10 protein-coding genes are annotated in these 13,736 nt (G+C 68.1%); 6 read left to right on the top strand and 4 right to left on the bottom strand.

Annotation, left to right across the window (positions count from 1 at the left end; translation table 11 throughout):
* Position 1: 1 nt before the first annotated feature.
* The gene (locus tag SYV04_RS18345) at positions 2–829 is read right to left on the bottom strand and encodes a crotonase/enoyl-CoA hydratase family protein (RefSeq protein WP_321547116.1); all 828 of its coding nucleotides are present in this window, start codon (positions 827–829) and stop codon (positions 2–4) included.
* 190 nt (positions 830–1,019) lie between these two features.
* Between SYV04_RS18345 and SYV04_RS18340 the strand changes: the two genes are divergently transcribed.
* Entirely contained in the window at positions 1,020–2,282 is a 1,263-nt protein-coding gene (locus tag SYV04_RS18340) for a serpin family protein (RefSeq protein ID WP_321547115.1), read from the top strand.
* A 30-nt stretch (positions 2,283–2,312) separates the two neighbouring features.
* Here the strand turns inward: SYV04_RS18340 and dnaE are convergent, their stop codons facing one another.
* Positions 2,313–5,882: a DNA polymerase III subunit alpha gene (gene dnaE / locus SYV04_RS18335; protein WP_321547114.1), complete on the bottom strand. Its 3,570-nt coding sequence runs from the start codon at positions 5,880–5,882 to the stop codon at positions 2,313–2,315.
* A gap of 243 nt (positions 5,883–6,125) precedes the next feature.
* Here dnaE and SYV04_RS18330 point away from each other — a divergent pair, with 243 nt between their 5' ends.
* The 4 genes from SYV04_RS18330 (at position 6,126) to SYV04_RS18315 (ending at position 10,576) form a co-directional block, all read left to right on the top strand.
* Positions 6,126–8,180 carry a sulfatase family protein gene (locus SYV04_RS18330; protein ID WP_321547113.1) on the top strand — a complete coding sequence of 685 codons (2,055 nt, stop codon included), beginning with the start codon at positions 6,126–6,128 and terminating at the stop codon, positions 8,178–8,180.
* A 132-nt stretch (positions 8,181–8,312) separates the two neighbouring features.
* Positions 8,313–8,750 (top strand): Spy/CpxP family protein refolding chaperone, encoded by a 438-nt coding sequence (locus SYV04_RS18325; RefSeq protein WP_321547112.1) that lies wholly within the window; start codon positions 8,313–8,315, stop codon positions 8,748–8,750.
* A 144-nt stretch (positions 8,751–8,894) separates the two neighbouring features.
* Positions 8,895–9,695 carry a M14 family metallopeptidase gene (locus SYV04_RS18320; RefSeq protein WP_321547111.1) on the top strand — a complete coding sequence of 267 codons (801 nt, stop codon included), beginning with the start codon at positions 8,895–8,897 and terminating at the stop codon, positions 9,693–9,695.
* Complete coding sequence (locus SYV04_RS18315; protein WP_321547110.1) at positions 9,695–10,576, top strand: aldo/keto reductase; 882 nt, start codon at positions 9,695–9,697, stop codon at positions 10,574–10,576. Before SYV04_RS18320 ends, SYV04_RS18315 begins: the two co-directional genes overlap by 1 nt.
* 17 nt (positions 10,577–10,593) lie before the next feature.
* On the opposite strand, the gene SYV04_RS18310 is transcribed toward SYV04_RS18315, so the two are convergent.
* On the bottom strand, positions 10,594–11,790 hold the full coding sequence (locus tag SYV04_RS18310; protein ID WP_321547109.1) for a substrate-binding domain-containing protein: 1,197 nt from the start codon (positions 11,788–11,790) through the stop codon (positions 10,594–10,596).
* 203 nt (positions 11,791–11,993) lie between these two features.
* Between SYV04_RS18310 and SYV04_RS18305 the strand changes: the two genes are divergently transcribed.
* Positions 11,994–12,776 carry a hypothetical protein gene (locus SYV04_RS18305; RefSeq protein WP_321547108.1) on the top strand — a complete coding sequence of 261 codons (783 nt, stop codon included), beginning with the start codon at positions 11,994–11,996 and terminating at the stop codon, positions 12,774–12,776.
* 37 nt (positions 12,777–12,813) lie between these two features.
* Here the strand turns inward: SYV04_RS18305 and SYV04_RS18300 are convergent, their stop codons facing one another.
* On the bottom strand, positions 12,814–13,689 hold the full coding sequence (locus tag SYV04_RS18300) for a WGR domain-containing protein (protein ID WP_321547107.1): 876 nt from the start codon (positions 13,687–13,689) through the stop codon (positions 12,814–12,816).
* Positions 13,690–13,736 lie beyond the last annotated feature (47 nt).

Raw genomic sequence — 13,736 nt, 5'->3', positions numbered from 1 at the left:
CTCATCTCCCTTGGAAGCGAGGAGGCCGCCGCTCCATGAAGGCCGCGAACGCCTCGGTCAAATCGTTCGACTGCAGGAAGGCCGAGTTCCACACCGCCACGAAGCGCAGGCCGTCCTCCACGGACTTGTCCGCGCAGTACTCCAGCACCTGCTTGGCGCCCTGGACGACCAGAGGCGGGTTGTCGGCGATCTTCCGAGCGGTGGCGCGCGCCGCGGTGAGCATCTCCTCGGGCGAGGCGAACACCTGGTTGACGAGCCCCATGCGCAAGGCCCGCTCCGCGTCGAAGTCCCCGCCCGTATAAGCCAGCTCGCGCGTGTGGCCCTCGCCGATGATGCGCGGCAGGCGCTGGAGCGCGCCCAGGTCCGCCAGGATGCCGACGCGCACCTCGCGCACGCTGAACTTCGCCTCCTGGGAGCAGTAGCGGAAGTCGCTGGCGGCGATGAGGTTCATCCCCGCGCCGATGCACCAGCCATGCACCGCCGCGATGACCGGCTTGTGGCAGCGGGCGAGCCCCTCGGTGGCGCCCTGCATCTGCTCGATGAGCCGCATGAGCTGCGTGCGCTCGAAGGCGGTGTTGTTGTCGCCCGTCAGCATGGGCCCCAGGGACTCCAACATCGCCGGCAGGTCCAACCCGTAGGTGAAGTGCGCGCCGTCGCCGCGCAGCAGCAAGACCCGGACGGAGGCGTCCGCGTCGAGCTCGCGCAGGACCTCTGGCATCTCCCGCCAGAAGTCGGGCCCCACGGCGTTGCCCTTGCCGGGACCGGTGAGGATGACTTCGGCCACGCCCTCGGATTTCTCGATGCGCAGTGCCTTGTACGCCGTCGCCATACGTGTCCTCCCTCGGGGGCGGCACTTGACCAGAAACGAGAGAGTGGCGTCCACGACTTCACCACCCCGCCTCAGAAATCCGAGGCATTCGCCTGCGGGTGGGCGCCTCAAGTGCCCGAAGTCCCTTGGCTCCGCGCCGCGCACGCGGCTTGCTGTGAGCCCACCTCAACCAGCCGCTCGAGGAGATGACATGACACGTTGGCTTTCTTCCACGCTCGCCGCCGCGCTGCTGCTGGCGGGCTGCTCCCAAGGCCTCCCCGAAGCCCCCGGCGAGCTCATCGCCTCGGACAAGAAGCGGGTGGAAGAGCCCACCGCCTCCACCGAGGACCTGGCATCGCTCGCCTCCGGGAACACCGATTTCGGAGTGGCCCTGTACCAGCAGGTGAAGAAGCCCGGGGAGAACGTCTTCTTCTCTCCGTTCAGCATCTCCCAGGCGTTCGCCATGGTGTACGCGGGAGCCCGGGGCAACACGGAGCAGCAGATGCGGCAGGCACTCCACTTCACCCTCCCCCAGGAGCGGCTCCACCCCGCGATGAACGCGCTGGATCTGGCACTCTCGGGCCGCGCCGAACAGGTAGGCGATCAGAAGCAGCCGCCTCCGGAACTCCGCGTGGTGAACGCCACCTGGGCCCAGAAGGGCTACACCCTCGAGCCCGCCTTCCTCGACGTGCTCGCCCAGCACTACGGCGCCGGCATCCGCGGGGTGGACTTCCAGCGGGAGCCCGAGTCCATCCGCTCCCAGATCAACGACTGGGTCGAGGCGCACACGAATGACCGGATCCAGGAGCTGCTCCCCGAGGGCTCGGTGAAGTCGGACACGCGGCTGGCGCTGGTCAACGCGCTCTACTTCAAAGGCGCCTGGTCCTCCACCTTCCCCACCCAGCTCACCCAGAGCGGAGCCTTCCACCTGCTGGGAGGAGAGCAGCAGCAGGTCCAGATGATGCATCGCTCGGACTCGACTCCGCGCAAGCGCGGTGACGGCTTCAACGCCCTGGCGCTCCCCTATGTGGGGAAGGCCTTCCGCATGCTGCTCATCGTTCCGGATGCGGGCCGGTTCGAGGAGATCGAGGGGCGGCTGTCCGCGTCCTTCCTGGACAGCGTTCGCGCGGAGATGCAGAGCGAATACCTCGCGCTCGGCATCCCGAAGTTCAAGCTGGAGGGAGAGGTTCCCCTGACCGGCGCCCTGCAGACGCTGGGCATGGTCGACGCCTTCGGCAGCGAGGCGGACCTCTCGGGCATCACCACCCAGGAGCGCCTGGCCATCACCAGCGCTCGACACAAGGCCTTCATCTCCGTGGACGAGACGGGCACCGAGGCCGCTGCCGCCACGGGAATCACCATCGGGCCGGTCTCCCAGCCCGAGTCGATCATCGTGAACCGGCCCTTCCTCTTCCTCATCGAGGACGTGGAGACGAAGACCGTCCTCTTCCTCGGGCGGGTGGTGAAGCCCTGAGTCGCCCAGCCGGGACTCGGGCTGGGGCCACTACCCCAGCTCCACCACCTTCATCCCGAAGAGTTTGTCCACGGCGAGCAGCAGCTCGTCGCTCACCTGCACCTTGAGCCCAGTGCCCCCGATGAGCGCCTCGGCCTCATTGGGGAACAGCACGCTCACCGCCACCGGCGTGGCACCCGCGTACTGCTTGGCGATGGCCGACAGCTTCGTCAGCCGCTCCTCGGTGACCAGGTCCGCCGGCAGGCGCAGCTCCAGCCGCTTGGTGCGCTTCTCGCGCACCGCCTTCAGGCTCTGGATGTCCTCGACGATGAGCTCGGCGGTGGGCGTGTCCTCGTCGCGCTGGCTGATCTGCACCGAGCCCGTCACCAGGATGGGGTCATCCCCCTTCAGCAGCGTCTCCCAGTGCTCGTAGCCCGGCTTGGGCCCGCCCTTGGTCCACTTGCCGTCCTTGCCCATCACCGAGCGGCCACCCTCCTTGCCCGGGAAGCACACCAGCTCGATGGAGCCCGACAGGTCCTCCAGCGTCACCCACGCCATGCGCTTGCCCGTCTTCGTCGGCCGCTCGCGCAGGGCCGCGATGATGCCGCCCACGCTGATCTTCTCGTCCCGCCGCGCGCGCTGCACCGCCGTCACCGGCCGGGCGTAGCGCTTGAGCTCCTTCTCGTACTGGTGCAGCGGGTGGCCCGACACGTAGAAGCCGATGGCCTCCTTCTCGAAGGACAGCCGCTCCTTCTCCGGCCACTCCTCCACCTGCACGTACTCGTCCTTGAGCGCGCCGGCCCCGCCGCCACTCGTGGCCGGCCCCGCCAGCATGCCGAACAGCGAACTCTGCCCGGCCGCCTTGTCCTTCTGGCTGGACGAGCCGCGGTTCATCGCCTTCTCAATCGTCTCGAAGAGCTGGCGGCGCGGGCGCTTCTCGAAGTCGAACGCGCCAGCCTTCACCAGCGCCTCCAGCACCTTGCGGTTGACGCGCCGGCTGTCCACGCGCTCGCAGAAGTCGAACAGGCTCTTGAAGGGCCCTTCCTTGCGCGCCTCGACGATGGCCTCGATGGCGCCCTCGCCCACGCCCTTGATGGCGCCCAGGCCGAAGCGGATCTTCCCCTCCACCGCGCCGAAGGCCATGTCCGACAGGTTCACGTCCGGCGGCAGCACCTGGAGGCCCGACTCGCGCGCCTCGCCGATGTGCCGCACCACCTTGTCGGTGTTGTCCTTCTCGCTGGTGAGAAGGGCGGCCATGAACTCCACCGGGTAGTGGGCCTTGAGCCACGCCGTGTGGATGGTGATGAGGCCGTAGGCGGCCGAGTGGCTCTTGTTGAAGCCGTACTCGGCGAACTTCTCCATCAGGTCGAAGATCTCGCCGGCCACCTTCAGGTCGACGTTGCCCTTCTTGCAACCCTCGAGGAAGCCGGCGCGCTCGGCCTGCATCACCTCGGCCTTCTTCTTGCCCATCGCGCGGCGCAGCAGGTCCGCGCGACCCAGGGTGTAGCCTCCCAGCACCTGGGAGATCTGCATCACCTGTTCCTGGTAGACGATGACGCCGTAGGTGTCCTTGAGCACCGGCTCCAGCGCCGGGTGCGGGTACACCACCGGCTCGCGGCCGTGCTTGCGGTTGATGAAGACGTCCACCATGCCCGAGTCGAGCGGACCCGGGCGGTAGAGCGCGCCGGCGGCGATGACGTCCTCGAAGCACGTCGGCTTGAGCTTCATCACCATTTCGGTGAAGCCGCTCGACTCCATCTGGAACACGCCCGCCGTGTCGCCCTGGGCCATCAGCGCCCACATCTTCTCGTCATGCAGGGGGATGTCGTTGCGCTCGAGCGGCTTCTCCTTGGGGTGGTTGCGGTTGATGAGATCCAGCGCGTTCTGGATCACCGTGAGCGTCTTGAGCCCGAGGAAGTCGAACTTCACCAGGCCCGCGGCCTCCACCTCGTCCTTGGCGAACTGGGTGATGAGCGTCTTCTCACCGGGCGGCTGGTAGACGGGGACGAACTCCCACAGCGGCTTGTCGGCGATGACGACGCCGGCGGCGTGCATGCCGGGCTGGCGGTGCAGGCCCTCCAGCGCCAGGGCGATCTCCAACACGTCCTTGGTGGTGACTGGCTTGCCTTCCACCTCGCCGATGTTGGTGGGCTTCTCGATCATCTCCTTGAGGCGAGGCTCCTGCTCGATGGCCTCCTTCAGGGTGATGTTGAGCACCTCGGGCACCAGCTTGGCGATGCGGTCCCCCTCGCTGAAGGGCAGCGCGAAGACGCGGCACACGTCGCGCAGCACGCTCTTGGCCTTCAAGCTGCCGAAGGTGATGATCTGCCCGACGTTCTTCTCGCCGTACTTGTGCGAGACGTACTGAATGACCTCGTCGCGCCGGTCCTGGCAGAAGTCGATATCGAAGTCCGGCATCGACACGCGCTCGGGGTTGAGGAAGCGCTCGAAGAGCAGGTTGTACGGGAGCGGATCCAGGTCGGTGATGCGCAGCGCGTACGCCACCAGCGAGCCCGCGCCCGAGCCACGGCCCGGCCCCACGGGGATGTTGTTCTTCTTCGCCCAGTTGATGAAGTCCTGGACGATGAGGAAGTAGCCGCTGAAGCCCATCTTCTGGATGACGCCCAGCTCCAGGTTGAGGCGGGCGCGGTACTGGTCCGGATCGATGGGGTAGGAGACCTTGGCCGCGTGCAGCTCCTTGAAGCGCTGGTGCAGCCCCTCGAAGGCCAGCTCCGCCATGAAGCTGTCCGGCGTGTGGCTGTCGGGCACCTTGAAGGTGGGCAGCATGGGCTTGCCCAGCTTGAGCTCCAGGTTGCACTGCTCGGCGATGCGCTGGGTGTTGTGGACGGCCTCGGGGATGTCCTTGAAGAACTCCAGCATCTCCTCGGGGCTGGTGACGTAGAGCTTGTCCGTGGAGTGCTTCATGCGCTTGCCATCCGCCAGCGTCTTTCCGCTGGCGATGCACATGAGCAGCTCGTGCGCCCGCGCATCCTCGCGCTTGATGTAGTGCGCGTCCGCCGTGGCGCACAGCGGGATGTCGAGGTCCCGGCTCAGCTGCTTGAGGTTCTCGTTGGCCTTGTCCTGCTCGGGCATCCCGTTGGACTGCACCTCGAGGAAGAAGTGGCCCGGCTCGAAGATGTTCTTGTACTCGAGCGCCGCCTTGCGGGCGTGGTCCATGTCCCCGCGGAAGCACGCGCTGGTGACTTCACCGCCCAGGCACGCGGTGAGCGCGAAGAGGCCCTTGCTGTGCTCGGCCAGCATCTTCTTGTCGATGCGCGGGTGGTAGTAGAAGCCTTCCATGTACGCCATGGAGGCCAGGTAGCGCAGGTTGGCGTAGCCCTCGGCGTTCTGGGCCACGAGGATGAGGTGGTGGGCCACCTTCTCGGTGCGGTCCTCGCGACCCTTGGTGCCGGCGACGTAGGCCTCCATGCCGACGATGGGCTTGATTCCCGCGTCCTTCGCCTTCTTGTAGAAGTCGATGGTGGCGAACATGTTGCCGTGGTCCGTCACGGCCACGCTCGACATCCCCTTCTCTTTCACCGTCTTGATGAGGTCCTTCATCCGGATGGCGCCATCCAGGAGGGAGTAGAGGGTGTGCAGGTGGAGATGGGTAAAAGACATGGCGGTAGTGACGTCCTGCGAGCGAAGAGGCGAGCGAACGATAGGACCCCAGACAGCGGGCCGCTAGTACGACCTGAGGAGGCGCCCAGGCCAAGAAGTCGGCCTCCGGCACGATTTGTGCCATGCCACCGTTGGAGCTGGAAGAGGTAACTTCCAGGGTCGGCTGGCGCTCGAAAGAATGCCTCCTTCCCGTTGATTCGGCGTCATTTCCACTTGAACTCCCGCTATTCGCGAAAGCCGACCGTGCCTGTCTCGTTGGGACGTGCCCTCCTGCTCGGTTGCCGGGCGGGCCTGCTGGTGTTCCTGGCGCTCTACACACTGTGCGCTGTCCTCAACATGAAGCTCGGCTACCAGGGCAACGCGAGCCGCCTGCTGGAGGAGTGGGTGTGGAGCGAGTTCCGGGGCGTGGTGCTGGGACAGGTGGGACGACTCATCCTGGCGTACACGGTGATGGGGCTCGCACTGGGAGCGTGGCTGGGCGCCGGGCTGTGGGCGGTGGGCGTCAGCCGCCGGGCCCTCTTCTGGGGGAGCGCGCTCGCGTGCCTCGCGGTGGAGGTGCCCCTGGTGCTGGCGGACCTGGCACACCATCCGCACCTGTACGCGGCCACGTTGTACGAGCGCGCGGGGTGGACTCAATCGCTGCTGCTCGCGATGAGTGGCGCTTCTCCCCTGCTCTGGCGCGCGGTGGCGCTCACGCCCGTGGTGCTGGTGCCACTGGCGCTCCTGGTACGAGGGCTCCGGGGCCCGGCTCGCTGGGGGCATGTGCCTGGCTCGCTGGCCGTGTTGCTGGGACTCGGGTGGCTGGGCTGGGAGGCCTGGGCGCAGGCGCCCGCGTCGTCACGTCCCGGGCGGCCCAACCTCCTCATCCTCGCCGCGGATGGGCTCCGACCAGACCACCTCTCGGGCAACGGGTATGACCGGCCGACGTCTCCGAACATCGATCGGCTGATGCGCGAGGGCACCCGCTTCCGCGAGACGCTGGTGCAGATGCCGCGCACCGCGCCCTCGTGGGCGACGATCCTCACCTCGCAGTGGGTGGGGCAGCATCCGTTACGGCACACGCTGGTGGGGCACGAGGTGCGCCAGACGCCCTTCGTCACGCTCGCGAGCGCCTTGGGTGCGGCAGGCTGGCAGACGGCGGTGGTGTCCGACTACGCGGGGGACCTGTTCTCCCGCTTCCGCTTCGGCTTCCAACACGTGGAGGCCCCCGCCTTCAACTTTCCGGACCTCATCCGTCAACGGATGCTCGTCACCCATGTGGCCCTGCTGCCGTGGACAGCGCTCGCCCCGGGGCTGTTTCCCGAGCGCGGCCAGTTGCCCGAGTTGACCGATCCCGCGCCCCTGCGCCACGCGGCCCGGCGTGTCCTTGGGGACTTTCGAGAGGACGCGCCCTTCGCGCTGCTCGTCTTCGCCTCCACGACGCACTTTCCCTATGCCGCGCCCCACCCTCATGAGGGCCGCTTCGTCGCCGAGGGCTATCGCGGCCCGTGGCGGTTCGGCGCCACGCCGCAGATGGAGGTGCCTCCGGGCACCACGCCTCCCACGCCCGAGGACATCGCCGCGCTCGTCGGCAACTATGACGCGGGGGTGCTCGCCTTCGACACGCTGGTGGGCGAGCTGCTGGCGGAGCTGGAACGCAAAGGCCTGGCGGACTCCACGCTGGTGGTGCTGCTGTCCGACCATGGGGAGCACCTCGCCGACGAGGGCCGAGGGCTGGGACATGGCGAGCACCTGTGGGGGAACGCCGCGCTCCGGATTCCTTTCGCGCTACGTCTGCCGGGCCGAGTGGCCGAGGGGCGCACGGTGGAACTGCGCGCCCGCTCTCTCGATGTGGCCCCCACGTTGCTCGAGCTGCTGGAAGTACCCGCGCCCGAGACGTTCCAGGGCCGCTCGCTCGCGCCGCTCGTCGCGCCGGGTGCGCAGGTCCCCGAGCTGCCGGAGGCTCCCGCCCTCATCGAGACGGACTTCTGGTTCTCCGACCGAGACGGCCAGCAGTACCAGCAGGTACGCATCCCCTATCCGTGGGTCTACGAGACGGCGACGGTGGAGCCCTCGGGAGACATCGCCCTGAAGCCGGAGTGGGAGAAGACGGTGGACGCCGCCAAGCACCGAGGGCTGTACCTCGGGCGCTGGAAGCTGCTGGAGCTGCCGACTCCCCAGGGGGTGAAGGTGGAGCTGTACGACGTCATCGCCGACCCGGCGGAGACGCGCGAGGTGGCCGCCGAGCACCCGGACGTGGTGGCCCGCCTGAGGGAACAGCTCGCCCGGGAGCGTCCGACGGGGCTCGGAGCCCGGTAGGCGGGGACGCTTCACACTTCTTTACGAAGCGCCAAAGCGCTCGCAATGCCCGGGGGGCATCTTCTGCACCGTCGCCACTGAGGCGAAGCAACACCTCGGGCCCTCTCCGGGGCTCCCACAGGAGAACACGCCATGAAGAAGAAGATCGCCATCGCCGCTTCCGCCGTCCTCGCCGTCGTCCTGCTCAGCGGCTTCCGCGGCGGCGGCTGGAACCGGGACCCCGAGCGCATCAAGCAGATGGTCACCTGGAAGCTGGACGACAAGCTGGATGACCTGGACGCCACCGACGCGCAGAAGAAGTCCGTCCATGCCGTGAAGGACCGGCTGTTCGAGGACGGCAAGCGCCTGGCGGAGGAGCACCAGGCCACGCGCATGGAGGTACTGACGCAGCTCGAGTCGGATGCCCCGGACGCGCAGCGGCTGCACGCCCTGGTGGACACTCGCATCGACGAGATCCGCGCGTTTGCCCACAAGGTAACGGATGCCGCGCTGGAGGTGCATCGCACCCTGACTCCGGCCCAGCGCAAGGAGCTGTCCACCGAGTACCGCGAGAAGATGGGCATCAAGTAAACACTGCGTCGGCCCGGCAAGTCCCCTCTCCCTCCGAGAGGGGGCCCGGTACCCCTGGGCCCGAGGACCAGCCCGAAGTGCCGCACTGAACGGCGGAGGTGAGAGCAGATAGGCAGAGGGGGGGCCTCTCACTATGTTCGAGCCGTGGATTACACGGACTACGCTCGCCGCATCCTGTCCCATGGCGCTCTCGCGGAGGTGGCCGAGTACGGCCGCGTGCTGGAGGCGGGGAAGGAATATCCCCTCTTCCGGCTGACGGTCCCCGGCTCGCGGTGGCTCGTCATCACCTCCGGTTTCCATGGAGAGGAGCCCGCCGGGCCCCTCACGCTGGCGGAGAGCTTCGCGGAAGTGGTGGCCTACGCCCGGGCGAGAGACGTGGGGCTGCGCGTCTACCCGTGCATCAATCCTTCCGGCTTCGAGGTAGGCACCCGCTACAACCGCAGCGGCGAGCGCCCGAACAACGACTTCCTCCGCTACGAGGTGTCGCCCGGCACCTGGAAGGGAGAGCTGAGTCGCGGCGAGTCCTTCCTGCGGTGGACGCTCTATGACGGGGGGCCCAAGGAGACGCGCGCCGTGCGGGCGGACATCGACCGCTTCCCGCCTCCCGCGGCCGCGCTCGACATCCACCAGGACAACTACCTGGGGACTCCCGCCACGTACGCGTACACGTTCGGGGACAAGGCAGCGTACCGGCCGATGATGGAGGCGGCCTCGGCCCACGTCTCCGTCATCCGCAACCAGAAGGTGGACGAGAACAACCACACGGACGGCGATGGGCTCATCGAGTCCCATGACGGCAGCGTGACCGACTACTTCCTGCGCAAGGGCGTGCCCTATGCCGCCGCGCTGGAGACCACCACGCGCACTCCGCTAGCTTCCTGCCACGCAGTCAATCTCATCTGGATTCGCGGCTTCATCGATCTGGCCGCGCGTGGAGGAACGTGATGGAGCGCCGTCCCCTGGGAAACACCGGCCTACAGGTCTCGGTTCTTGGATTTGGGGCAGGGCCCGTGGGGGACGCGACGCTGTCCGAGGATGAGGCTGGGGCGCTGCTCCACGGCGTCTTGGATGCGGGGATCAACCTCATCGACACCGCGCCCAGCTATGGGGCCTCCGAGGAGCGCATCGGACGGCACCTGCAGGGGCGCCGCGGGGAGTTCGTGCTCTCCACCAAGTGTGGCTACGGCGTGCCGGGCGTGGAGGACTGGACGGGCCCGTGCATCACCCAGGGCATCGAGCTGGCGCTGCGTCGGATGCGCACGGACGTCATCGACGTGATGCACTTCCACTCGTGCCCCGTCGATGTCCTGGAGCGGCCCGGCGTCGTGGACGCGCTCACGCGGGCCGTGGAGCAGGGCAAGGTGCGCGTGGCGGCGTACTCCGGGGACAACCACGCGCTGGCGCACGCGCTGGACATGGGCAGGTTCGGTTCGATCCAGGTGTCTGTAAACCTGTTCGACCAGCGCGCCATCGACTGGGGAATCGCACGCGCGCGGGAGCGCGGCGTGGGGGTCATCGCCAAGCGGCCCCTGGGGAATGCACCGTGGCGGTTCTCGGAGCGCCCGGGAGCACAGGACGTAGCGCTCTACTGGGACCGGATGCGCCAGATGGCGCTGGATCCGCGAGGCCTGGACTGGAGCGAATTGGCGCTGCGCTTCGCAGCCTTCGTCCCCGGCGTGGCCACCTGCATCGTGGGCACCACGAAGGTGGAGAACCTGATGCGCAACGTGCGCGCCCTGGAGCACGGCCAATTGGCGCCGGAGCTCGTCAATCACATCCGCGACGCGTTCCGGCGCAACGACCACGGGTGGGACGGACAGATTTGAACCCTGGGGGTTCCGCCTCAGCGGTTGCCCACCACGCGCGACCACATCGTCAGCAGGTTGCGAACCACCGCCCCCTCCGGCACCTCCGCCGCTGGGGGCACGTCCACCTGGATTCCGTGCTCCGCCAGCCGCGTGAATGGGTTCGAGGCATCCTGCGTCTTGATGTGTACCGCCGAATCCGCCGGCCGGAAGCCGAACGCCAACGCTCGCTCCTGCACCTTCTGGCTCCGCAGGTACGCCAGCCATTGCCGCGCCGCCGCCTTCTGCTGCGGCGTCACCCACTCCCCCTGTAGCACCGCCGCCGGGTGGTCGCTCCAGAGCGTGACCGGCGGGTAGTACACCTTCAGGTTCCCCCACCGCTCCTGCGCATTCGCGATCCTCGAGATCGCCAGGTTCTCGTACACCACCGCGATGTCGTACTTCGCGGGCCCGAACCGGATCATGTCCGTCATGAACGTGCCCGATGACGCCTCGAGCCTCGTGACGCCCTTCTCCAACTGCCGGATCCACTCCTGGTACTTCGGATCCAACAGGTCCCCCACCGTCAGCCCCGTGCGCTTGTTGTAGTACTCCAGCGTGGCCAGCAGCATCGCCTGCAGCCCCGAGTTCGAGCGCGTTGGGTCCGTGTGCCCCAGCTTCACGAAGCCCCAGTCCGCCTGGCCCCCAATCGCTGGCCAGCCCTGGTCACTCGCCACCGCCTTGTGGATCACCTTCCAGGAGATGGACTTGCCCTCGTTGGCCTTCAGCAGCACCCGGGCCCGGTCCTCCCACACCACGAACACCAGCGGTGTCATCACCAGCGGACGCGGTGCGTCCTCTCCCTCCCGCGCGAACAGCGGCCCGCGCGAGGGCTCCGTCGCCCAGTCCGACTCCAGCAACTTCAGCACCGCGCTGTCCGCCGGGCTCCAGACCGTGGGCTTCTCCCGCCCATCCAGGATGGCCTGGGCCGCATCCAGCGAGCCCTGCCCCATCAGGCGCACCTGGATGGAGGGGTTCTCCTTCTGGAACGCAATCGCCGCCTCCTCGATCCACGCCTCCTTCTCCGTGCTGTAGAGGAAGGAGATCTCCGTCACCTCCGGGTACTTCACGGGCTTGCTCGGCCCGCGCTCCTGCCCGCTCACCGCCCTGCCCGCATCACCGCTATCTCGCGACAGGTAGAGGACTCCTCCTACCGCCGCGATGAGGCCAATGATGATCAGTGCCCTGGAGTTCATGGTGTGACGCGCGCCTCGCGGGAGGACCTCAAGGGCTCCTCGGAAGAGCCGATCTTGCCGTCTCTCCCATCCGGACGACATAGCTCTTACGCATCGTGATATTCCTCCCCCGCGACGGCCAGTCCACAAAAGGCCGGACCTTCAACTCACCTGGACGTTGCGCCCCTGTCACGGCAATGTCACGTCGGAGGCTCAGACGACTCATGAGTACACTTCGCATCCTTCTCGCGGCCTTGTGCCTGACCCTGATGGCGTGCGGGGCAAAGAAGCCCCCTCCCTCGAAGAGCTACACCCTGGGCGGAACCAAGATCGAGTACCGGGACTATGGCCTGGTACGCGGCTCGATCTGTGGCGTGGATCCCCGTCGGCTCTCCGATGAGCTGACGAAGATCAACACGCTGCTGGAAGAGTTCGTCTCCGGCACGGAGGCCGCCACCCAGCCCGAGGCGACGGCCGAGCAGGTGGAGCTGCTGCGCGAGGGTTCCCAGTCGCTGGGGCCCGTGGTGGACGCCCACCGCAAGAACATCGCGGGGCTGCGCGCATGCGACTTCCAGCGCAAGCCGCCGTTCCCGGACCTCACCAAGAAGGGCGAGGAGGTGCTCACCAGCGCCAAGGCCCGGCTGGACGCGGCCCCCGAGGTGCTTGCCGCCGCGGACGCGCGCATCGCCGAGCAGAAGTGGAAGGAGGACTCGGCCAAGCGCGAGGCCACCGCGAAGCAGGACTTCTGCAAGGCGGGCACGGCCGTGGGCAGCGGCGACCTGTACTTCGCCCGCCAGGAGAGCGACGGCAAGAAGCGGTGGCTCTTCTGCGATGGGCTGACCGTGGAGGCCCCCTCCGGCGCGGACCCCACGCTCGTCATTCCGGAGTCGATCAGCAAGAAGGATCGCCGCCGCATCCAGGCCTCGCGCTACCTGGAGGCCGCGAAGTCCTACCCCGCCGAGGAGATTGATCGACTGGGCGCCGAGAAGAAGGAAGAGGCGGAGTAGCTCGGGCCCGGGGCTCGGCCAGCCGGGCTCCTGGGCCTCATGCCCCCATCCGGGAGGCACGCTGCGCGAGGTGGGGGTCTCCCCCCTTCTCCAAGGTGCGCAGGTGCGCCTCGAGCGTTCCGCCCTTCTGCTGGAAGTGCGCCTCCAGGTGGGGCTTGAGCAAGCTCCACCGCCGCTGCCAGCCCGGCTCGGAGCCTCCGCGGAGCTCGGGGCGCTCGGCCAGGAGCACTCCCACGCGCAGCGCCAGCTCCGGCTCGCCCAGCGCCTCCACCTCGCTCGCCAACGCCACGGCGCTCGCGGAGGCCGGAGCTCCCGCCGGAGCGCGCTTCCACAGCTGCGTGGCCCGGACGAACGCCGCCACATCCAGCTCCGCCAGCAGCATCATCGCAAGCCGCAGCGGCAGCCGCTCCTCGCCCTTGGGCGCCACCACCCGCGCCATCAACGCGTCGAACGCCGGGCCCAGCGAGGCATGCGCTGCGGGGTCGATGCCTCCAAGGCTCCGGAGCACCCGCCGCGCCCGCCGTGCCTGCACGCGCACCTGCCAGCTCCGCTTGCCGAGTCGCCCCTCCAGCGCCGAGAGCGCCTGCGCGGCCGCCGTCACCTGCTCCGCCGTGGGCTTTGCCGGGCGCACCCGCCGGGGCAGCTCCGCCTTGGGCGGTGGCGCCTTCTCCTTTTTCTCCGGCGCGGGAGCGGGCGCCTCGCCCTCGGCGCTCACCTCCTTGTAGCCCTCGCGCACCTTCTCGGCGACCTTGCGCTCGTACTCGCGCCGCGCGCTCTCCTCGTCGGGGAAGGCCTTCTCCTTGCGCTGCCCCGCGGTGCCAATCCGCCCGTACGTCACGATGAAGGTGCTGCCCTCCAGCTCCGGAATCCAGAACTTGGAGCTGGAGCCCTCGACGAACTCGAACCTGCGCATGACACGGACCTCCGGGCTGGAGTGGCTCACGCTACTACGGGCCGGGG

Source organism: Hyalangium ruber, from assembly GCF_034259325.1.
Lineage (GTDB): Bacteria > Myxococcota > Myxococcia > Myxococcales > Myxococcaceae > Hyalangium_A > Hyalangium_A rubrum.
This window is presented reverse-complemented; position numbering and strand designations above follow the sequence as displayed.